Source organism: Anaerococcus obesiensis (genome assembly GCF_016599815.1).
In the GTDB taxonomy this organism is placed as follows: domain Bacteria; phylum Bacillota; class Clostridia; order Tissierellales; family Peptoniphilaceae; genus Anaerococcus; species Anaerococcus vaginalis.
This window is the reverse complement of sequence record NZ_CP067016.1, coordinates 1,853,253-1,874,154: the sequence shown is the minus strand read 5'-3', so window position 1 is coordinate 1,874,154 and position 20,902 is coordinate 1,853,253. Positions and strand designations below refer to the sequence as shown.

Below are 20,902 nucleotides of genomic sequence, written 5' to 3'. Positions count from 1 at the left end.
AAATATTGGAGATTATTTTTAGATTCTTTAATTTGATTCAATAAATTGTATAATCTTAATAGAAAGGAAGTTTATGCAAGAAGTTATACAAGTAAATGTTTTTGAAAAAAATGAAAATCCAAATAAAGAGTTTGAGCTTGAATCATTAATTAACACAGCAGGCGGAAAATCTGTTGCAAAAATCAGTCAAGTTATTTCGAAAGTAAATCCTGCCTACTACATAGGTTCTGGAAAAGTTTCTGAAATTGAAGATATAGCAAAAAAATTAGATGTAAAAACTGTAGTTTTTGATGTGGAGCTTTCGGCATCTCAACTTAGAAATCTTGAAGAGAAAATGAAACTTCACGTCGTTGATTGGACAACTTTAATTTTGGATATTTTTGCTCAAAGAGCAAATACAAAAGAAGCAAAATTAAAAATTAAACTTGCTCAATTAAAATATCAGTTGCCAAGAATTAACAAATGGTTTGCTTATCTTTCTCGTCAATCAGGTGGAATTGGAACAAGAGGACCAGGCGAAACTATGCTTGAAACTGATAAGAGAGCTATAGTTCGTGATATAAGAAGTCTTGAAGAAAAACTAAAAGATTTGGAAAAAACAAAAAGTGTAAATAGAAAATCAAGAGATAAGATTTTAAATATTTCACTTTTGGGCTACACCAACGCAGGAAAATCTACAATATTAAATAATATGCTAAAAATTTTTGGTAAAGAAAAATATGTATATTCTGATGATTTGTTGTTTGCAACTTTGGATACATCAACAAGAAGACTAGATTTTTCAAATACCAAGGTTACTTTGACTGATACAGTAGGATTTATTGATAATTTGTCAAAAGAATTAAATGATTCTTTTCTTACAACGCTTGAGGAAATAAAATTTTCAGATATGCTTTTAGTTGTCATAGATTCATCATACGATATTGAAACTCAGTTGAAAACAATAGATAAGGCTTTGGATGATATTGACGTTGGAAATAAAAAAATTCTTTATGTTTTTAATAAAATAGACAAAATAGAAAATGATACACTTCTTTTAGGATATAAGAGAAAAGAAGAAAAAATTTATATATCAGCAAAAAATCAAGATGATATTATAAAATTGAAAGAAAAAATTGTTGATGTTATAAAAGATGATTATATAAAAGTAAAAATGAAAATACCATACGAAGATGGTAAAGTTTTAGATTATATAATGACAAATTACGACATTGACAATAAAGATTATGATGAGAGTTCATCAATATTAGAGTTTGATATTTCAAAGAAAGACTACAATAAATATGAAAGATATATCGAGAAAAATTAGCGAAGATTATAAAACCATCAAGGGCGAAATTAAAGATGAATTTGAAATAGAAAAATCAATTTTTATCACTAATATGAAATATGTGGAAAGCGAAAAAGATGCCATTTCTTTTATTGAAAAAATCAAAGAAAAATACAAGGATGCCAACCACAATTGCCATGCATATATAATAAATGAAAAACCAGAAATAAAAAGATATTCTGATGATGGAGAGCCACAAGGCTCAGCAGGTCTTCCCATGCTTTCGGTTTTAGAAAAAGAAAAACTTTTTAATGTAGTTGCAATTGTAACTAGGTATTTTGGTGGTAAAAAACTTGGGAAAGGCGGTCTAGTAAGAGCATACACAAGAGGAGTTTCAGATTGCCTTGATGGAAATATTACTTGTAGAAAAATTTTTGTAGAAAGTAAAATAATTTTCGATTATAATTTACTAGGAATAATAGAAAACTTCCTAAATGAGGAAAAATATATTATTATAGAAAAGGACTTTCTTGAAAATGTTAGAATAAATTTATATATTAAAAAGGAAGATTTTGAAAAATTTGAAAAAAAACTTATTGATATGACATCATCGAATATAATAATAGAAAAAATTGATGAAATAATGTTATACGAAGATTAAAAATAGGAGGAAATATGTCAGGACATAATAAGTGGAGCAAAATTAAAAATAAAAAAGGTAGTGAAGACGCAAGACGTGGAAAAATTTTTACAAAACTTGGTAGAAATATTTCAGTTGCAGTAAGAGAAGGTGGAGATAATCCAGAATATAATCCAGCTTTGAAAGCAGCAATCGACAAGGCAAAAGCAGAAAATATGCCAAATGATAATATAGAAAGAGCAATAAAAAAAGCAAGCGGCGACACAAGCGGGGCAAATTTTGAAAGAATAATTTACGAAGGCTATGCCAAAGATGGAGTAGCTGTAATTGTAGATTGTCTTACAGACAATAAAAATAGAACAGCTCCAGATATTAGACACATTTTTGATAAAAACGGTGGAAATCTTGGAACAGATGGTTCAGTTATGTTTATGTTTAACAGAAAAGGACTTATTGAAATCGAAAAAGATGAAATTGATTTTGATGAATTGATGTTAGAAGTTATTGATTTTGGAGCAGAAGACGTAACAGACGAAGGAGATGTTTATCAAATAATAACAAGCGTTGAAGACTTCCAAACAGTTCTTGATGGAATAAAAAAAGAAAATTATAAACTTGCAAAGGCAGATATTTCATATATAGCAGATAATTTGATTGATGCACAAGAATCAAATAATAAACAAATAATGAAATTAATTGATGCCCTTGAAGATAACGATGACGTTCAAGAAGTTTATACAAATTGGAATGTGCCAGATAATATAGAAGAATAATATGTTAAATTTTAATATAGATAGAGTAGCATTTTCTCTTTTTGGAATTGATATATATTGGTATGCAATATTAATTATTACCGGAGTTTTAATTGGAGCAAAATTTGCCCAAAAAGAATTTGTAAAAAGAGGATTTAAAGAAGATTTTATTTACGACTTACTTTTTGTGATTTTGCCACTTGCAATTATTGGAGCAAGAGCTTGGTATGTGATTTTTGAATGGGATATGTATAAAAATAATCCAATTCAAATTTTAAATTTCAGAGCAGGAGGACTTGCTATCCACGGAGGAATTTTATTTGCAATAATTGGTATTTATTTTTATGCCAAGAAAAAAGAAATTCCTTTGATAGATATTTTAGATGTAATGGCACCATCTTTAGCCTTTGGTCAAGCTATCGGAAGGTGGGGTAATTTTGTAAATGGAGAAGCACATGGGACTGCTACAAATTTGCCATGGGCAATAATAGTTGATGGAGTAAAAGTTCATCCTACATTTTTGTATGAATCAATTGGAGATTTTTTAATATTTTTATTTTTAATAAATTATAGGAAAAAAAATCCAAAAAAAGGAATTCAAACAGCAATATATTTTATCGCTTACGGAATTTTGAGATTTTTTGTAGAAGGACTTAGAACAGATTCTCTAATGATAGGGCCAATAAGAATGGCACAACTTACAAGTGTGATTTATTTAATCGTAGGAATTTATTTGTTTGTAAAATATAAAAATATAAACTTAAAACCATATATAAAAAAATAAACAGCTTAGGCTGTTTCATAGCGTAGACAAACCCTCAAGCACGAATATCTGACTCCAAAAATTGTTGATTTCTAAATTTCAAAATTCTAAAATCGCAAACTCGCTAACGCTCAAACAATGCGATTTTGACGAATTTTTCAATTTGAAATCAAATCAATTTTTTCCGTATGATATTCTTAGCATGAGGGTTTGTATACTTTGTCGATATTCTTAAACAGCTTCGGCTGTTTTTTTATTTTTAAATTTTATTTTGGGAATTCAAACCACTTTTTTTAAAAAATATAAAAAAAATTAAAAATTTCAAAAAAATTTTAAAAAAATAAATTTTTTAATCCTTTACAATTTACAGATTTTGGTATAAAATATATGTGAAGTGGAAATAAGTGGTAGAAGGTGGGTCATGTTTTTAGGAGAATTCATTCACAAATTAGATTCTAAAAATAGAATAATGATGCCAAGTGAATTTAGAGATGATCTTGGTAATGAATTTTATGTAACCAAGGGCCCAGAACGCTCATTAGTTTTGTATACTATTGAGGAATTTGAAAAACGTGCTAAAAAGTACGAAGAATTATCCTACCAAAATAAAAACAACAGGGCGATAAAAAGATTGTTTTTTTCTTCCACTATCAAGGCTTATTTGGATAAACAAGGGCGAGTTTTATTAAATAAGCAATTACGCGACTATGCTAATTTAGGCAAAGAGGCTATTATAATCGGAAATAATTCAAACATAGAAATATGGGATTTGAATAATTGGAATGATTATATTGGTGATGTTGAAGTGAACTTATCAGAAATTATGGATCAGTAATATGGAATTTTCTCATAAATCAGTTTTGTTAAATGAAACTATTGAAAACTTAAATATAAAAGAAGATGGAATATATGCTGACTTAACTTTAGGTAAGGGAGGCCATTCTAAAGAAATTTTAAAAAAATTATCACCAAAGGGTCTTTTGATTGGCTTAGATCAAGATAAGGATGCTATCAAAGCAGCTAGAGAAAATTTGAAAGATTTTTCTAATGTCTTATATTTTAATGAGAATTTTGAAAATATTGAAAATGTTCTTGATGAAGCTGGGTTTAATAGGATAGATGGCGCTTTGATGGATATTGGCGTAAGTTCTTACCAAATTGACAATGAAGATCGAGGTTTTTCTTATATGAAAGACGGTCCATTGGATATGAGGATGAACAAAGATAATGAGTTAACAGCAAAACAAATTGTCAATGATTACTCTTTGGATGAGCTTTGGAAAATTTTTTCTGAATATGGAGAGGAAAGATATTCCAAAACAATTGCTAAAGCAATAGTAGATTACAGAAAAATGCACGAAATTAATACAACTTTACAACTCCGAAATATTGTTATGAAATCTGTAAATACTAGCGAAGCTCATCCTGAAAAAAGAGTATTCCAAGCTTTAAGAATTGAAGTTAATAGAGAGCTTGAAGTTTTGGAAAATACTTTAGAAAAAATAGTTGATCGTCTAAACAAAAATGGAAGATTATGTGTAATAACTTTTCATTCTTTGGAAGACAGGATCGTTAAAAATAAATTTAAAGAGATGAGTAAAAAATGTATTTGTCCACCTGATTTTCCTGTTTGTGTTTGCAATCATGAAAAAAAGGTTAAATTAATTAGCAAAAAACCTATTTTGCCAAGCAAAGATGAATTGAAAAATAATAATAGGTCTCATAGTGCTAAGCTTAGAGTTTGTGAGAGGATTTGATATGTCAAACGCTTTGAAAAAAAGAAAAATAAATAAAAATTTAAATAAAAAATTAAAGCTAAGTTTGCACGATCAAACTTCTTATGATATTAAGTTTAGATATAATAAACTCCAAAAAAAAGATAGGAAGTTTAAGAGAAATATATTAGCTTTATTATTTTTATCTTTTATTTTTATGGGTTTTATTTCTTTACATAATTATATTAAATTGAATAATAGAATAAAAGAGTATAATAAATTACAAAGTCAATATACATCTTATCAATTAACAAGGGATAGATTAAATAGTGATCTTGAAGATTCAGTTAGTTTGAAAGAAATTCAAAGATATGCGATGGAAAATCTTGGCATGATTTATGAAAATGAAGGTAATGTTGTATATCTTAATATTGATAGGTAGGAGAGATGAAAAATACGATTTTAATTATTTTAATAAGTTTAATATTAACTTTGATTTTGGGAAAAATTATAATTCCAATTTTAAGATCAAGTCATATTGGACAAAATATTAGACAAGAAGGACCAAAAAGTCATTATGGAAAAGCAGGTACGCCAACTATGGGTGGTATTATATTTTTAATATCAGCACTTGTTTTGACATTGATATTTGTTCCTTTTTCTATGAAAACTTTTATATTATTGTTAGCAACTTTTGGATTTGGAGCTATAGGTTTTATTGATGATTTTAGAAAATTAATTTTAAAAAGATCATTAGGATTAACTGCTAAGCAAAAAATAATTCTTCAAGTTGCTTTATCATTTTTAATTGCAATTTTATGTTTTATTTTCCAAAATGATACAATAACAAAATTGTGGATTCCTTTTACAGATATTAGATTAAATGTTTCAATTTTAGGAATTCCTATAATGATGTTTATTATGATTGGAACTTCAAATGCTGTAAATTTAACTGATGGGCTAGATGGTTTATCTAGTCAAGTTTCTATTCCAGTATTTTTAACATTTATAATTTTAAGTCAAAATATAGAAGATGAATTGTTTGCAAGTATTATGCTTGGTTCTGTTTTAGGATTTTTATTTTATAACTCAAATCCAGCAAGTGTATTTATGGGAGATACAGGTTCTATGGCAATCGGTGGAGCTGTAGTTGGACTTGCCATAAATATGGGAATAACTTTATTTTTAATTATACTTGGGGGAGTTTATGTGGCTGAGGCTTTAAGTGTAATAATTCAAGTTGCCTCATACAAATTTAGAAATAAAAAGAGAATATTTTTGATGACTCCAATCCACCATCATTATGAATTGAAAGGATACAAAGAACCAAAAATAGTTACTGGTTTTACAATAGTATCAGTAATTTTATCTTTGATTACTTTATTGATAGTATTATGAAAAAAGTTTTAGTTTACGGTTTAGGAATTACAGGAATATCTACAGTAAAAACTTTTGACAAATTAGGTTATGAAGTTTTTACTTTCGATAAAAATAAAAATACTGATGAAAGATTAGAGGGCTATAATTATAGCCCTATTTCTGATATTAAAATTGAAGAAAAATATGATTTTGTAGTAAAATCTCCAGGAATTAGACCAGACGATGATATTATAAAAATTTTAGAAAAAAATAATGAGATAATTACTGATATTGAATTGTCATATAGACTTTTTAAAGATAAAAAAAATATAGCAATTACAGGAACAAATGGCAAAACAACAACCACATCGCTTATTAGCCATATTTTAAATCAAAGTGGTAAAAAAGCTATTGGGGTAGGAAATATTGGCGAAGGCATCTTGTGGCAAATGTATAATAATGATGATATTTTTGTTGAAGAAATATCTTCATTTCAACTTCACAATACCAAATTTTTTAAGCCACATATAGCAGGTATTTTAAATATTACGCCAGATCACATAGATTGGCACGGATCATTTGAAAATTATATAGAAGATAAGTTAAAAATTGCTATAAATCAAGATGATAAAGACTACCTTGTAATAAATCATGATGATGAAATTTTAAGAAAAAATAAAAATAAATTCAAATCCAAAATATACGAATTTTCTATAAAAGAAGAAGTTCAAAAAGGAATATATTTGAAAGATGACTCTCTTTATTTAAAAGACAAAAAAGAAATTTATTTATTAAAAAGAGATGATTTAAAAATTGTAGGAGATCACAATCTTTTAAATGTATCTTGTGCTATTCTTTGCTTGTATTTATTTGGCCTTGATCTTGATAAAATTATAAAATATACAAAAACTTTTAAGGCTATTGATCATAGACTTGAGTTTGTAAAAAAAATTAGAAATGTATCTTTTTACAATGATTCTAAGGCTACTAATGTAGATTCTGCAATAAAAGCAATAAATAGTTTTGATAAAAATGTAATTCTAATTGCAGGTGGCTATGATAAAAAAATTGATTATACGCCCTTATTTGAAGATACAAAGAAAAAAATAAAAACTATGATTTTAATGGGTCAAACAAAAGAAATTTTACAAAATCTTTGCGAGAAATATAAAATTAATTATTATTTAGTAAATGATATGAAAGAAGCTGTAAATAAATCTTTTGAAATAATGAAAGATTCTGATACGGTTTTGCTCTCTCCTGCAAGTGCTAGTTGGGGAATGTATGACAATTACATGCAAAGAGGAGATGATTTCAAAAAAAGAGTTTTAGAAAAGGAAGATTAGATGAGAGTAATAGTATCTGGCGGTGGAACTGGCGGACATATTTATCCAGCCATAGCCATGTGCCAAAAATTAGAAGAAGAAATAGATGATTTGGAAATTCTTTATGTGGGATTAAATGATGGCCCAGAAAAAAGAATTGTAAATAAATATGGTTACAAATTTAGAGCTATTGAGGCTATGGGTCTACCAAGAAAAATTTCCAAAAGACTTTTTAAATCTCTTTTGACAAATTTAAGAGGTTTCAAAGAAGCAAAAAAAATTATTAAAGAATTCAAACCAGATCTTGTTATAGGAACAGGTGGTTATGTTTGTGCACCAATTCTCTATCAAGCAAGCAAGAAAAATATAAAAACTTTGATACATGAATCAAATTCTTTTCCAGGAGTTACTACAAGATTTTTGTCAAACAAAGTCGATCTTGTTTGTATATCATTTGAAGAAGCAAAAAAACATTTGAAAAATAAAAAAAATGTTTATGTAACAGGAAATCCAGTAAGAACTAATTTTAATACATCATACAGTCAAGAAGATTTGGAAAAGTTAGGAATAAAAAAAGATAGACCAGTAGTTTTTTCTTTTGGAGGTTCTAATGGTTCAAAATATCTAAATGATGCAGTAAAACAAATGAGTGAATTTTTGGACGGGAAATTTTATTTGCTCCATCAAACTGGATTAAAAAATTATGATGAATTTATAAAAAATACAAAAGAAAATGAGTTTATAAAGGCATTTTCTTATATAGATAATATAGATTTATTTTATGCGGTAAGTGATTTGGTAATAGCATCATCTGGGGCTATGAGTTTAAGCGAAATATCAAATCTAAAAAAAGCATCAATTTTAATACCAAAAGCCTACACAACAGAAAACCATCAAGAATATAATGCAAGATCATATTTAAAAAAAGGTGCTTGCTCAATGATTTTAGAAAAAGAATTAAATGGGAAGATTCTTTATGAAAATATACTTGATATTGTAGAAGATAAAGAAAAAATAAAGGAAATGGGCGAGAAGGCAAGCTTATTACAAAATCCTAATGCAAGTGATGAAATTTATGATTTGATAAAAAAAGTTATGGGTATGTGAAATGAGCAAAAAAAATAGACAAAAAAATAAAGGCAGAAAAAAATTAAAAAGAAAACAAAAATTATTTACTCCTTTTTTTGTGATTTTTTTAATAATAGTAATCGCAGCTATATTAATTGTTAATTTGTTTAGGCATGATTACTATAAAATTTCTCAAGTATACATAAAAGGAAATAAAATTTTATCAAATGATCAAATTTTATCAAAATTAAATAATCCAATGGGAACAAATATAATTTTATACGATGAGAAAGAAAGCATAGAAAATCTAAAAAAAGAAAAAATAATAAAAAGCGCCAAAATAGAAAAAGAACTTCCAGATAAAATTATAGTAAGAGTAAAAGAAGAATATCCTTATATGCTTGCAAGATACAAAAAAGATAACTATGTTATTGCAAATACAGGAAAAGTATTGGATAAAACAGCAAATGAAGAAAATAATAATTTACTAAAAATCAAAGGAATAAAAAACAAACCAGAAATTGGAAAAAATTTTACCGATAAAAAAAATCTAATAAAATTTATCGATTCTATTCAAAAGCTAAAATATGCTAAAGACATAAAAGAAATAGACTTGGAAAACTATAATGAAATTGGTATAATAATAAATGATATTCAGATTAATTTCGGAGATTTAAAAAATTATAATTATAAACTTAAACTACTTGATTCAGTTTTAAAGGATATAGAAAATAAAAAAATAAAAGCTTATTCAATTAGCCTAAATAAGGGTAAGAATCCAGTAGTTGAAGTTGAAGAAAAAAGTCTTGACGAAAAAGATGAAAATAATTAAAAATATTAATCTTAATGAAACGGGGGATGAAGATGGCAAATATTAACATGGAAGTAGAAAATAACGCCTTAGCCAAAATAAAAGTAATAGGAGTTGGTGGTGGCGGAAATAATGCTATAAGTAGAATGAGAGAGGGCGGCCTTTCTGGAGTTGAATTTATTGCATTAAATACAGACCTTCAAACTTTAAATGAAGCAAATGCTGACATCAAATTACAAATAGGAGCAAAGCTTACAAGAGGACTTGGAGCTGGAGCTAATCCTGAAATTGGTGAAAAAGCTGCTGAAGAAAGTGAATCAGAAATTGATGAATCACTAAAGGGAGCAGACATGGTATTTATCACTGCTGGAATGGGCGGTGGAACTGGTACTGGAGCAGCCCCTGTTGTAGCAAGAAAAGCAAAAGAACAAGGAATACTTACAGTAGGTGTTGTAACTCGTCCTTTCACATTTGAAGGAAGAAAAAGACAAACATCTGCAGAAGGTGGAATTGAAGCATTAAAAGAATGTGTGGATACATTAATTACAATACCAAATGATAGACTTTTACAAATTGTAGAAAAAAGAACATCAATGGTAGACGCATTTAAAATGGCTGACCAAGTACTTATGGATGCTGTAAGTGGTATTTCAGAACTTATAGCTGTACCAAATGTAATCAACCTTGATTTTGCTGATGTTAAATCAATTATGTCAGATCAAGGAATAGCTCACATGGGAATTGGTAGAGCAAGCGGAGAAAACAGAGCAGTAGATGCAGCAAAAGCAGCTGTAAATTCTCCATTACTTGAAACATCAATCGAAGGAGCTAACGCAGTATTATTAAACGTAACTGCAGCAGAAGTTGGTTTAATGGAAGCAAACGAAGCAGCAGAATTAATTAGAGAACATATAGATTCAGATGCAAATATAATTTTTGGTGTAGGAAGCGATGAATCATTGGGCGATGACATTAAAATAACTGTAATTGCCACAGGATTTGATCAAGACAACCAAACAAGAAGAGAAGTTTTAGAAAACAGAAGATCTTCACAAGGTGTTAGCCAAAGACAAACACCAAAAAAACAAAGTTCTTCAAATCCATTTGACGATATAGATCTTCCAGATTTCTTAAAATAAAATGAAGTGTCCATATTGTGACTCAAATGATACAAAAGTTATAGACTCTAGAGCAACAGAAGATAATCATGCTATTAGAAGAAGAAGGCTATGTCAAGCTTGTAATAAAAGATTTTCAACTTATGAAAGATATGAAGACCAAACTTTAATGGTTGTAAAAAAAGATAATACTAGAGAATCTTTTGATAGGTCAAAACTTATAAGTGGAATTGTAAAATCTTGCGAAAAAAGACCTGTAAGCATGGAAGACATTGAAAAAATAGCAGATGATATAGAAGTTTCTATAAATCATATTGGTAAAAAGGAAGTATCATCCACTACCATAGGAAAATTTGTCATGGAGCATCTAAAACAATTAGATCCTGTAGCTTATGTGAGATTTGCATCAGTATATAGGGAATTTAAAGATGTTGAGAGTTTCTATAGAGAGATTAAAAATTTAAAAGAAAAAAATTAGAAAATTTAAGGGGCTATTGCAAGATGAAAATGACAAAAAACAAATTCATTTTGCAACAGTCCTTTTTTTGAAAGATTGGATAAAATGGACTTATTTGAATTAAATAAATTAAGAGAACTAGAAAAGTCTGCGCCATTAGCTGACAGGATGAGACCTGAAAAAATTGAAGATTTTTTAGGACAAGATCATCTTCTAGGAGAAGGAAAAATTTTAAGAAGAATGATAAAATCTGATAGAATTTATTCTTCTATTTTTTATGGACCTCCAGGAGTTGGCAAAACTACTCTTGCAAAAATTATTTCAAATTCAACTAATATGGCTTTTGAAAAAGTTTCTGCGGTAGCTAGTGGAATCAATGACTTAAAGAAAAAAATTCAAATTGCAAAAGATAATTTGAAATTTGAAAATAAAAAAACTATTTTATTTATTGACGAAATTCATAGATTTAATAAAAGTCAACAAGATTATTTACTGCCTTTTGTTGAAGATTCTACGATTATTTTGATAGGAGCTACAACAGAAAATCCATATTTTGAAGTAAATAAAGCTTTAATTTCTAGAATGTATGTATTTGAATTAAAAGCACATACAGATGATGATTTAAAAAAATTAATATATATGGCTTTAAGTCGAGATAGGCTTTTACAAAATAAAAATATAAAAATTGATGATGATGCCAGAAATACTTTGGTTAAATATTCTAACGGGGATTGTAGAGCCTTGTTGAATGCTTTAGAAATTGCAATATTTTCACAAGAAGATAAAGAAGGTATAATAGTAGTTGATCGAAAAAGTATTATAAATTCTATCCAAAAGAAAATTTCTATTTATGATAGGGATGGAGATAGACATTATGATACTATTTCTGCTTTTATAAAATCTATGCGTGGCTCAGATCCTGATGCAGCGGTTTATTATTTGGCAAAAATGTTAAATAGCGGAGAAGATATAAAATTTATAGCAAGAAGAATGATTATTTTTGCATCAGAAGATATTTCGCTTGCTGATCCCTACGCTTTAAGCCTTGCGACAAACACTTTTACAGCAATTAATACTGTAGGTATGCCAGAGGCAAGAATTATTTTGGCAGAGACTTGTATATATTTATCTTTAGCAAAGAAAAATAATTCTACATACCTTGCTATAAATAAGGCTATGGATTTTGTAAAAAATGAAAAAGATTTGGAAGTACCAAATAAATTAAAAGATACCCATTATAAAGGAAGTAAAAATTTAGTTAAAGATACTTATTTATATCCTCATGATTATGATGGATATGTAAAACAAGACTATCTTCCAGATGGATTTGTAGATGAAAAATTTTATAAGCCAAAAAATATAGGTTATGAAAAAATACTTAATGAAAATTTAGAAAAAATTAAGAGAGGAAATAAGGATGAAATTAAGAGAGATTAAAAAAGATGTTGAAAAATACATCGACCAAGAAATTACAGTTGAAGGATGGATTAGACAGGCGCGATTTACAAAAAATGTCGGATTTATTGAATTAAATGATGGGACAATTTTTAAAAATCTTCAAATTGTTGTTGGAAAAGAATTAGAAAATTTTGAAGATTTACAAAAAGAACATCTTTCAGCATCATTAAAAATTAGAGGAATTCTTGTAAAAACAAATAATGCCAAACAAGCCTACGAACTTCAAGCAAAATCTGTAGAAGTTTTAGGTCACAGTGATGAGAAATTTCCTATTCAAAAACAAAAACAATCTCTTGAATATATGAGAACCATTCCTCATTTAAGAGCTAGAACTAATACTTACAGGGCAGTTTTTAGATTAAGGTCAAAACTTGCCTATGCTCTTCATAAATTTTTCCAAGAAAGAGGATTTATTTATTTAAATGCTCCATTAATTACTGCATCTGATACAGAAGGTGCTGGAGAAATGTTCCAAGTTACTACCCAAAATTTAGATAAATTAGATTTAAATAAGGATGGAAAAGTTGATTATTCTAAAGATTTCTTTGGAAAAAAATCTTATTTGACAGTTTCAGGACAACTTGAGGCAGAAGATTATGCTCTTGCCTTATCTAATATTTATACTTTTGGTCCAACCTTTAGGGCTGAAGAATCAAACACACCAAGACACGCTGCGGAATTTTGGATGATTGAACCAGAAATTGCTTTTGCAGATTATAATGTGTGCATGGATGTGGCTGAAGATATGATGAGATATATGATAAGTTTTGTTTTAGAAAATTGTAAGGATGAAATTGAATTTTTCAACGAAAGAGTTGATGATACTTTGATTGAAAGACTTACAAAAGTTAAAGAGGCAAAATTTGCAAGAATTACTTATACTGAAGCTATTGAAAAATTACAAGAAGCTGATGTTGATTTTGAATATCCTGTAAAATGGGGAATGGATCTTCAAACAGAGCATGAAAGATATTTATCAGAAAAAATAGTTGATGGTCCAGTTTTCGTTACAGATTATCCAAAAGATATAAAGGCATTTTATATGAGAAGAAATGAAGATGGAAAAACTGTTGCAGCTTTTGATATGTTAGTTCCTGCTGTAGGAGAATTAATAGGTGGAAGTCAAAGGGAAGAAAGATATGATGAGCTTGTAAAATCTATGAAAGATAATGGACTAAAACTTGAAGATTATCAAAATTATTTAGATTTAAGAAAATATGGAACAGTAGTTCACTCAGGTTATGGTCTTGGATTTGAAAGAGCAGTAATGTATCTTACAGGAATGAAAAATATCCGTGACGTGATCCCTTACCCAAGAACAGTAAAATCTTTTGCATCAAAAAACTAAGGAGAAAAAATGAGAGAATATAATCCAAATGCCATCGAAAAAAAATGGCAAGAAAAATGGGATGAAAATGAAACTTTTAAATCAGTAATTGATAAAAATAAGAAAAAATTCTATCCACTCGTAGAATTTCCTTATCCATCAGGTCAAGGTCTTCATGTTGGCCACCCAAGACCATACACAGCTTTAGATATTGTTGCAAGAAAAAGAAGACTTCAAGGAGAAAATGTAATTTATCCTATGGGCTGGGATGCTTTTGGACTTCCTACAGAAAATTATGCTATAAAAAATCACATTCATCCTTCAATTGTAACAAAAAATAATATCGAAAATTTTAAAGCGCAAATGAAATCTATAGGATTTTCATTTGATTGGTCCAAAGAAGTAAATACAACAGATCCAAATTATTACAAATGGACTCAATGGATTTTCATTCAATTATATAAACATGGACTTGCTTATAAAAAAGAAATGCCAGTAAACTGGTGTCCTTCATGCAAGGTAGGACTTGCTAATGAAGAAGTTGTAGATGGAAAATGTGAAAGATGTGGCTCAGAAGTAACTCACAAAGTTAAAAATCAATGGATGTTAAAAATCACAGAATATGCCGATAGACTTATTGATGATTTAGACGAAGTTGATTATGAAGAAAAAATTAAAACCCAACAAAAAAATTGGATTGGAAGAAGTCATGGTGCAGAAATTAATTTTTCTTTAAAAGATAAAGATTACAAATTAAATGTCTACACAACAAGACCTGATACAATTTTTGGTGCAACATATATGGTAATTGCACCAGAACATCCAATGCTTGAAGAATTTAAAGATGAAATTAAAAATTTGGATGATGTAAAAGAATATCAAGATTTTGCAAAGAAAAAATCAGATTTTGAAAGAAGTGAGCTTACAAAAGAAAAAACTGGCGTAATGCTTGATGGAATTTCTGCAATAAATCCTATAAATGGGAAAGAAATTCCAATTTGGATTTCTGATTATGTATTAATTTCTTATGGAACTGGAGCTATAATGGCAGTTCCTGCTCATGATGATAGAGATTTTGAATTTGCACAAAAATTTGATATGCCAATTGTTCCTGTAATTGATACAGGCGATGAAGATTTGCCAACAACTTCAATTGACAAGGGGATTTTAATAAATTCCGATTTTCTAAATGGTTTATCTGTAGAAGAAGCTAAAAAGAAAATGATAGAATTTGTTGAAGAAAAAAATCTAGGTTCTGCTAAGGTAAATTATAAATTAAGAGATTGGGTATTTTCTAGACAAAGATATTGGGGAGAACCAATCCCTATGATTTATTGTGAGGAACATGGATGGGTTCCAGAAAAGGAAGAAAATCTTCCAATAAAATTACCAGATGTTGAATCTTACGAAGTAACAGATGATGGCGAAAGCCCACTTTCAAAAATTGATGAATTTGTAAATACTACTTGTCCAATTTGTGGAAAGCCAGCAAAAAGAGAAACTGACACCATGCCACAATGGGCTGGATCTTCTTGGTATTATTTAAGATATACAGATCCAAATAATAATGAAGATCTTGCAAGCAAGGAAAGTTTAGATTATTACACACCAGTTGATTGGTACAATGGTGGAATGGAACATACAACTCTTCACTTATTGTATTCAAGATTTTGGCACAAATTTTTATATGATATAGGAAAAGTTCCAACAAAAGAACCATATCAAAAGAGAACTTCTCACGGAATGATTTTAGGAGAAGACCATCAAAAAATGTCAAAATCAAGAGGCAATGTTGTAAATCCTGATGATATTGTAAGAGATTATGGGGCAGATACCCTAAGATGCTATGAAATGTTTATTGGAGATTTTAGATCAACAGCTCCATGGTCAGATGAAGGGGTTAAAGGTTGTAGAAAATATTTAGAAAGAGTATTTAATCTTTATGATTTAGTTGAAGATGGCGACGAATATACAAAAGAAATTGAAATTCTAATTAATCAAACAATTAAAAAAGTAAGTGATGATTATGAATCATTAAAATATAATACAGCAATAGCTTCACTTATGAGCTTGTTAAATGAAATGAGAAATATTGGAAAAATTACCAAAAAAGATTTCAAAACTTATTTGATTTTATTAAATCCAGTTGCTCCTCACTTGACAGAAGAATTGTGGGAAGAAATTGGTTTTGAAGGCGAATTAAACCAAACTAGCTGGCCAACTTATGATGAAAGTAAACTTGAATATGATTCAATTGAACTTCCTGTTCAAGTTAATGGTAAAGTTAGGGCTACAATAAAAATTTCAAAAGATGCGAATCAAGAAGAAGCTGTAACAAGTGCAGAAAATGATCAAAATATTCAAAAAAATATAGATGGTAAGGAAATATTTAAGGTAATATATGTACCAGGAAAAATATTAAACTTGCTTGTAAAATAATAAAAAAAGCTCTTGCAAAAAAATTAATGCAAGAGCTTTTATTTATACCTAGATTTTTGAATAAGTGAAATTATTTTTCTGATTTTTTCAGAAGAATTTAAGTCATCAAAAGATATTTTTTTAATATTATTAATTATTTCTATATTATTATTTGTGAAATTTTTGTAGTCAGATCCTGTTATAAAATCAATAAAGAGATTTTTTTCGATTTTTTCTATAGAAAGAATAAAAATTCCTTCTAAATCTTTTGTATTATTTAAATAAACTCCAAAATTATTTTCTCGTTCAAAACCATTTATCCAAACAAAATCTTTATCCTTATTTATTTTTAATCCCAAATCAATTATTTTATTAAAAATTTTCAAAAAATCATCGGCAATAAAATCATCATAGAAATTGGAAATTTTTATTTGCCCATAAGAATTTTTGATTTTTAAAGAAACTTCCTTATTATTATAAAATTTAGCAAACATAGATTTAAAAATATAAAAAGCTGTATTATACGATAAATTTTTTTCTCTGGTATTTTTGTCCAAAGAAAGAATTACAGATGATTTTTGGGGTTTATTTTTGATTGTATGAACTAAATTTCCATTTATAAACTCAACATCCAAAAGCACATTTTCCGAAATTTTTGGATTTTCATCTAATAAATAGGAAGAATTAGGCATAAAAATACTTCTGTCCAAAATTATTTTTGTTGTATCATCTTCGTATTTTCTTTTTACAATTTTGGCGCTTATTTGATTTATTTGTGGATGACTAATATATAACAAATCCTTCATAAAATTACCTCTAAATTATTATATCATATGTTATAATCATATTGGGAGAATCTTATGAGAAAAAATTTGTTTTTTTTACTTATTTCTTTAATATCTGGTATAGGAATTTTCACTTTTTTTGAGGCTTATGATTTTTTGTTTGTGATTATAGGCTTATTTGTATGTGGAATTTTTCTTTTTGTAAAAAAATCTTATCTTTCTTTTTGGTTTTTTGGATTTTCTATGGGAATTTTTTTGGCATCTTTTAATTTTCATTCTTATAAGCTTGAAAAATATGATAATTTAGATTTAAATTTAACTGTTGTTGAAAAAATTAAAAATGATAATTCCTATACTTATTATGTAAAAGCAAAAAATATGGATAAAAAAATAGATGAAAAATCTACTTTTATATCTGATAAAAATTTTGAAATAGGAGATAGGCTAAGGGCAAATTGCAATATTTCCATGCCTTCTACAAACACCAATCCATATTTATTTTCTTATAGGAAATATTTATTATCTAAAAAAATAAAAAGCAAGCTTGATATAAAATCTTTTGAAAAATTGGGAGAATCTTCTTCTATTTTTTTAAAAATTAAGAAAAATTTTAACCAATATATTAATAAGGTGTTTGAAAAAAATTTGTCTAAGGATTCTTTTTCTTTTGTAAAAGCTGTTATTCTTTCGGATAAATTTGAATATAGACAAGGTCTTTCGAAATTAGGCTTAGCTCATATTTTGGCGGTTTCTGGTCTTCACATTGATTTATTGATGGCTTTGTTAATATTTTTATTGATAAAAGCAAATATTTCATACAAGTACGCTTATCCGATTTCTTTGGGAATTTCTTTATTTTATGCCTATTTAATTTCATTTCCATTTTCGGTTTTGAGAGTTTTATTTATATACAGCTTATCTCATTTGGAATTTTTACTAAAAAAAGGCAAGGATACAGGAAAAAATCTCATTGTAGCCATGTTATTAATTTTATTGGCAAATCCTTTTGCAATTTTAAATTCTGGCTTTATTCTTTCATTTTTGGCAGGGTTTGCAATTTATGAGATTTATCCAAAACTTGTAAGGGGGAAAAATTTCTCTTATTTAAAAAAATACATAATTTTTATTCTTTGCTTGCAAATAACTTTGGCTTTTCATGTTATTTACTATTATGGATATTTTAATTTGCTTAATTTTTTTGCGAATTTTTTGGTTGTTCCAATTTTTTCTATAAGTATGTACATAATTTTTGGGATAATTATTTTGTATCCGATATTTGGCGGATTGTTAGCTGGTTTTTTCTTTATTTTGGATTTTTTGATAAAATCTATCATGGATATAGCAAATTTTTTGAGTACTTTTACAATTTTTGGCTTAGACTTTCCAAAAGAGTCAATCTTAATTAGTTTTTATTATTTGATACTTTTGTATATATTTGTGAAATTTAAAAATAAAAAACTAAGGGCAAAAAAATTTTTGATGATTTCTATGATTATAGTGATTTTTTCTATTGTAAAAGATAAAAATAAGCCTATTTCCTATCAAATGCTTGATATTGGACAGGGAGATTTTTTTATTTTGGAAGATAAGGGCGATTTTTATTTGTTTGATTGTGGGGAAGTTTCTTACAAAAATTATTCATCAACTGAAAAAATAGCTATAGCTTTTTTAAAGGCAAAAGGAGTAAAAAAAATCAAGGCGGTTTTTATTTCTCATGAGGATAAGGATCATTCGGGCGCTTTGGAAAAATTGAAAAATGAATTTGAAATTGGTCCTGTAATTTCTAATATTTATAATAAAAATCTAGGGGAAAAATATAAATTTTTGGAAATGAAAGAGGGTAATATTTACAAAGGAAAAAATTTTAGCGTTGAATGTTTAGAAAATTTTTCTGGAGACGAAAATTCTAATTCTATGCCACTTTTAATTAGGATAAATGATTTTAAAATTTTGACTATGGGAGATTTGCCAATGGAGTATGAACAAAAAGTTGCAAGAGATATTGATATTTTAAAAGTTTCCCATCATGGCTCAAGATTTTCAACTTCAAAGGATTTTGTAAATAAAACAAGTCCACAAGTTGCTTTAATTTCAGCTGGAAGAAAAAATACTTATGGACACCCATCAAAAGAAGTCTTAGATAATTTAAAAAATGTTAAAATATACAATACTCAAAAAGATGGATATTGTAAGATAGAATTTTACAAGAATTCATTTAAGGTAAAAAAATATGTGAAAGGAGGATTTTTTAGATGAATTATAAGGAATTTATGGCTGAACTTTTTTCAAAAAAAAGCAGGGGAATTTATCTAATTGATTCAAAAGAAGAATATCTAAAAGAAACAATTATAGATCAAGCTAAGGATTTAATTTCTTTTCCTGACTTTAATTATATAGAAATTAAGGGCAAAAAAAGCCTTGAGGACATAAAAACTGCCATGGATACATATCCAATAATGGAAGATAAAAAAGTTGTGATTTGGAGAAATATCGACTTATCTAAAAATAATATAAAAGATTATGAGGAAATTTGTAATTTGATTATTGAAGATATAGAAAATTTAGCAGATTTTTTGACATTTATAATAATATCTGATGAAAGTGTATTTAAAGGAAAATTTTACAAGGCAATCAAGAAAAATGGAAATATTGTAGAAATTGATAGGCTAAATAATAATGAGCTTGTTTCTTTTATTGGAAAAAGATTTGTAAAAAATAATAAAAAAATCAAAAAATCTTATATAAATGAAATAATTGATAGGTTTTCATATTTAAATAAAAATTCGCAGATCGACCTTTATGAGGTTGTAAATACAGTGGATAAAATTATTGCAAATTCCGATAAAAGCGAAGTTTTATTGGAAGATGTTCACGACCAATTAGACCAAGTTTTAGATTTAAATATCTTTAATCTCACAGATGCTCTGTCAAAAAGGGATACAAAAACTGCTATGAACACATATTTATTTATGGCAAAGGATATGGATGAAATATTTAAAATTTTCTATATGCTAGTAAGGCATATTAGAAATTTAATCGGAATAAAAATTTTATCAAAAGATTCTTACAATGATTCCTTTATGCAAAAATCTTTAGGTATATCAAATTTTGAGCTTAGAAAAGATAAAAGTTTTATTGGGAATTTTACTTTGGATGAATTATTTGATTTGCAAGATTTTTTATATACTTGCGACTTAAAACAAAAAAGCGAAGATTTTGATATGAATTTAAATATGTTAATTTTTATAGAAAAATTTTCAACATAAAAAAATCGACTCATTCTAATCTTGGCGACTTTTCTAAGTCGCAAGTTTGAATGAACCGACTAAAAATTAAGCGTTTAATGAATTTAATTTTTTAGCTAATCTTGAAGTTGTTCTACTAGCTTGATTTTTGTGAATTATGTTTTTAGCTGCTGCTTGTTTTACTTTTTTATCAACAGTTTTGAAAAGTTCATTAGCTTTTTCGCTATCATTATTTGCAATAGCTTCTTCAAATTTTTTAACATAAGTTTTTATTTCAGATTTTGCTGATTTATTTCTAGCAGTTTGTTTTCTTGTTACATCAATTCTTTTTATTGCTGATTTAATGTTTGCCATTTTTTCACCCCCAATTTATATCGACTGATTTATTTTA

The 20,902-nt window shown here is 27.6% G+C and carries 20 protein-coding genes; 18 read left to right on the top strand and 2 right to left on the bottom strand.

The features are described from left to right. Positions 1-73 precede the first annotated feature (73 nt). The 16 genes from hflX (at position 74) to leuS (ending at position 16,502) form a co-directional block, all read left to right on the top strand. Entirely contained in the window at positions 74-1,309 is a 1,236-nt protein-coding gene (gene hflX, locus I6H46_RS09435; RefSeq protein ID WP_004839069.1) for a GTPase HflX, read from the top strand. Further along, the gene (locus tag I6H46_RS09430) at positions 1,284-1,931 is read left to right on the top strand and encodes a YigZ family protein (protein WP_026074021.1); all 648 of its coding nucleotides are present in this window, start codon (positions 1,284-1,286) and stop codon (positions 1,929-1,931) included. Before hflX ends, I6H46_RS09430 begins: the two co-directional genes overlap by 26 nt. A gap of 14 nt (positions 1,932-1,945) precedes the next feature. Beyond that, entirely contained in the window at positions 1,946-2,683 is a 738-nt protein-coding gene (locus I6H46_RS09425) for a YebC/PmpR family DNA-binding transcriptional regulator (protein WP_004839067.1), read from the top strand. A gap of 1 nt (position 2,684) precedes the next feature. Further along, positions 2,685-3,446, top strand: coding sequence for a prolipoprotein diacylglyceryl transferase (gene lgt, locus I6H46_RS09420; protein WP_019117464.1), 762 nt, complete (start codon positions 2,685-2,687; stop codon positions 3,444-3,446). Between the two features lie 400 nt (positions 3,447-3,846). Then, positions 3,847-4,260, top strand: coding sequence for a division/cell wall cluster transcriptional repressor MraZ (gene mraZ, locus I6H46_RS09415; RefSeq protein ID WP_019117465.1), 414 nt, complete (start codon positions 3,847-3,849; stop codon positions 4,258-4,260). Position 4,261: 1 nt separating this feature from the next. Further along, entirely contained in the window at positions 4,262-5,182 is a 921-nt protein-coding gene (gene rsmH, locus I6H46_RS09410; RefSeq protein WP_019117466.1) for a 16S rRNA (cytosine(1402)-N(4))-methyltransferase RsmH, read from the top strand. A gap of 1 nt (position 5,183) precedes the next feature. After that, positions 5,184-5,582 carry a septum formation initiator gene (locus tag I6H46_RS09405; RefSeq protein WP_019117467.1) on the top strand — a complete coding sequence of 133 codons (399 nt, stop codon included), beginning with the start codon at positions 5,184-5,186 and terminating at the stop codon, positions 5,580-5,582. A 5-nt stretch (positions 5,583-5,587) separates the two neighbouring features. Further along, positions 5,588-6,538 carry a phospho-N-acetylmuramoyl-pentapeptide-transferase gene (gene mraY / locus I6H46_RS09400; protein WP_019117468.1) on the top strand — a complete coding sequence of 317 codons (951 nt, stop codon included), beginning with the start codon at positions 5,588-5,590 and terminating at the stop codon, positions 6,536-6,538. Beyond that, entirely contained in the window at positions 6,535-7,845 is a 1,311-nt protein-coding gene (murD, locus tag I6H46_RS09395) for a UDP-N-acetylmuramoyl-L-alanine--D-glutamate ligase (protein ID WP_019117469.1), read from the top strand. The genes mraY and murD overlap by 4 nt, the downstream gene beginning before the upstream one ends. Next, positions 7,846-8,931: an undecaprenyldiphospho-muramoylpentapeptide beta-N-acetylglucosaminyltransferase gene (gene murG, locus I6H46_RS09390; RefSeq protein ID WP_200225867.1), complete on the top strand. Its 1,086-nt coding sequence runs from the start codon at positions 7,846-7,848 to the stop codon at positions 8,929-8,931. A 1-nt stretch (position 8,932) separates the two neighbouring features. Continuing rightward, positions 8,933-9,724 carry a cell division protein FtsQ/DivIB gene (locus I6H46_RS09385; RefSeq protein ID WP_200225865.1) on the top strand — a complete coding sequence of 264 codons (792 nt, stop codon included), beginning with the start codon at positions 8,933-8,935 and terminating at the stop codon, positions 9,722-9,724. A gap of 32 nt (positions 9,725-9,756) precedes the next feature. Beyond that, positions 9,757-10,842, top strand: coding sequence for a cell division protein FtsZ (ftsZ, locus tag I6H46_RS09380; RefSeq protein WP_019117471.1), 1,086 nt, complete (start codon positions 9,757-9,759; stop codon positions 10,840-10,842). A 1-nt stretch (position 10,843) separates the two neighbouring features. Continuing rightward, positions 10,844-11,299: a transcriptional regulator NrdR gene (gene nrdR / locus I6H46_RS09375; protein WP_070606018.1), complete on the top strand. Its 456-nt coding sequence runs from the start codon at positions 10,844-10,846 to the stop codon at positions 11,297-11,299. 84 nt (positions 11,300-11,383) lie between these two features. Continuing rightward, positions 11,384-12,715, top strand: coding sequence for a replication-associated recombination protein A (locus I6H46_RS09370; protein WP_019117473.1), 1,332 nt, complete (start codon positions 11,384-11,386; stop codon positions 12,713-12,715). Then, on the top strand, positions 12,696-14,084 hold the full coding sequence (asnS, locus tag I6H46_RS09365) for an asparagine--tRNA ligase (protein WP_019117474.1): 1,389 nt from the start codon (positions 12,696-12,698) through the stop codon (positions 14,082-14,084). Before I6H46_RS09370 ends, asnS begins: the two co-directional genes overlap by 20 nt. Positions 14,085-14,093: 9 nt before the next feature. Next, complete coding sequence (gene leuS / locus I6H46_RS09360) at positions 14,094-16,502, top strand: leucine--tRNA ligase (RefSeq protein WP_019117475.1); 2,409 nt, start codon at positions 14,094-14,096, stop codon at positions 16,500-16,502. A gap of 38 nt (positions 16,503-16,540) precedes the next feature. On the opposite strand, the gene I6H46_RS09355 is transcribed toward leuS, so the two are convergent. Next, the gene (locus I6H46_RS09355) at positions 16,541-17,287 is read right to left on the bottom strand and encodes a hypothetical protein (protein WP_019117476.1); all 747 of its coding nucleotides are present in this window, start codon (positions 17,285-17,287) and stop codon (positions 16,541-16,543) included. A gap of 54 nt (positions 17,288-17,341) precedes the next feature. On the opposite strand from I6H46_RS09355, the gene I6H46_RS09350 reads away from it, so the two are divergent. Together I6H46_RS09350 and holA are read left to right on the top strand one after the other, a co-directional pair. Then, entirely contained in the window at positions 17,342-19,522 is a 2,181-nt protein-coding gene (locus I6H46_RS09350; RefSeq protein ID WP_200225863.1) for a DNA internalization-related competence protein ComEC/Rec2, read from the top strand. Next, a complete protein-coding gene (holA, locus tag I6H46_RS09345) occupies positions 19,519-20,532 on the top strand; it encodes a DNA polymerase III subunit delta (RefSeq protein WP_019117478.1) in 1,014 nt (337 codons plus the stop codon). Before I6H46_RS09350 ends, holA begins: the two co-directional genes overlap by 4 nt. 66 nt (positions 20,533-20,598) lie before the next feature. Here holA and rpsT read toward each other — a convergent pair whose 3' ends face one another. Continuing rightward, entirely contained in the window at positions 20,599-20,865 is a 267-nt protein-coding gene (gene rpsT / locus I6H46_RS09340) for a 30S ribosomal protein S20 (protein WP_004839050.1), read from the bottom strand. Between the last annotated feature and the right edge of the window lie 37 nt (positions 20,866-20,902).

Bases quoted from the DNA above. Each gene is read 5' to 3' on its own strand.
- hflX (WP_004839069.1), top strand. From the start codon at position 74: ATGCAAGAAGTTATACAAGTAAATGTTTTTGAAAAAAATGAAAATCCA.
- I6H46_RS09430 (WP_026074021.1), top strand. From the start codon at position 1,284: ATGAAAGATATATCGAGAAAAATTAGCGAAGATTATAAAACCATCAAG.
- I6H46_RS09425 (WP_004839067.1), top strand. From the start codon at position 1,946: ATGTCAGGACATAATAAGTGGAGCAAAATTAAAAATAAAAAAGGTAGT.
- lgt (WP_019117464.1), top strand. From the start codon at position 2,685: ATGTTAAATTTTAATATAGATAGAGTAGCATTTTCTCTTTTTGGAATT.
- mraZ (WP_019117465.1), top strand. From the start codon at position 3,847: ATGTTTTTAGGAGAATTCATTCACAAATTAGATTCTAAAAATAGAATA.
- rsmH (WP_019117466.1), top strand. From the start codon at position 4,262: ATGGAATTTTCTCATAAATCAGTTTTGTTAAATGAAACTATTGAAAAC.
- I6H46_RS09405 (WP_019117467.1), top strand. From the start codon at position 5,184: ATGTCAAACGCTTTGAAAAAAAGAAAAATAAATAAAAATTTAAATAAA.
- mraY (WP_019117468.1), top strand. From the start codon at position 5,588: ATGAAAAATACGATTTTAATTATTTTAATAAGTTTAATATTAACTTTG.
- murD (WP_019117469.1), top strand. From the start codon at position 6,535: ATGAAAAAAGTTTTAGTTTACGGTTTAGGAATTACAGGAATATCTACA.
- murG (WP_200225867.1), top strand. From the start codon at position 7,846: ATGAGAGTAATAGTATCTGGCGGTGGAACTGGCGGACATATTTATCCA.
- I6H46_RS09385 (WP_200225865.1), top strand. From the start codon at position 8,933: ATGAGCAAAAAAAATAGACAAAAAAATAAAGGCAGAAAAAAATTAAAA.
- ftsZ (WP_019117471.1), top strand. From the start codon at position 9,757: ATGGCAAATATTAACATGGAAGTAGAAAATAACGCCTTAGCCAAAATA.
- nrdR (WP_070606018.1), top strand. From the start codon at position 10,844: ATGAAGTGTCCATATTGTGACTCAAATGATACAAAAGTTATAGACTCT.
- I6H46_RS09370 (WP_019117473.1), top strand. From the start codon at position 11,384: ATGGACTTATTTGAATTAAATAAATTAAGAGAACTAGAAAAGTCTGCG.
- asnS (WP_019117474.1), top strand. From the start codon at position 12,696: ATGAAATTAAGAGAGATTAAAAAAGATGTTGAAAAATACATCGACCAA.
- leuS (WP_019117475.1), top strand. From the start codon at position 14,094: ATGAGAGAATATAATCCAAATGCCATCGAAAAAAAATGGCAAGAAAAA.
- I6H46_RS09355 (WP_019117476.1), bottom strand. From the start codon at position 17,287: ATGAAGGATTTGTTATATATTAGTCATCCACAAATAAATCAAATAAGC.
- I6H46_RS09350 (WP_200225863.1), top strand. From the start codon at position 17,342: ATGAGAAAAAATTTGTTTTTTTTACTTATTTCTTTAATATCTGGTATA.
- holA (WP_019117478.1), top strand. From the start codon at position 19,519: ATGAATTATAAGGAATTTATGGCTGAACTTTTTTCAAAAAAAAGCAGG.
- rpsT (WP_004839050.1), bottom strand. From the start codon at position 20,865: ATGGCAAACATTAAATCAGCAATAAAAAGAATTGATGTAACAAGAAAA.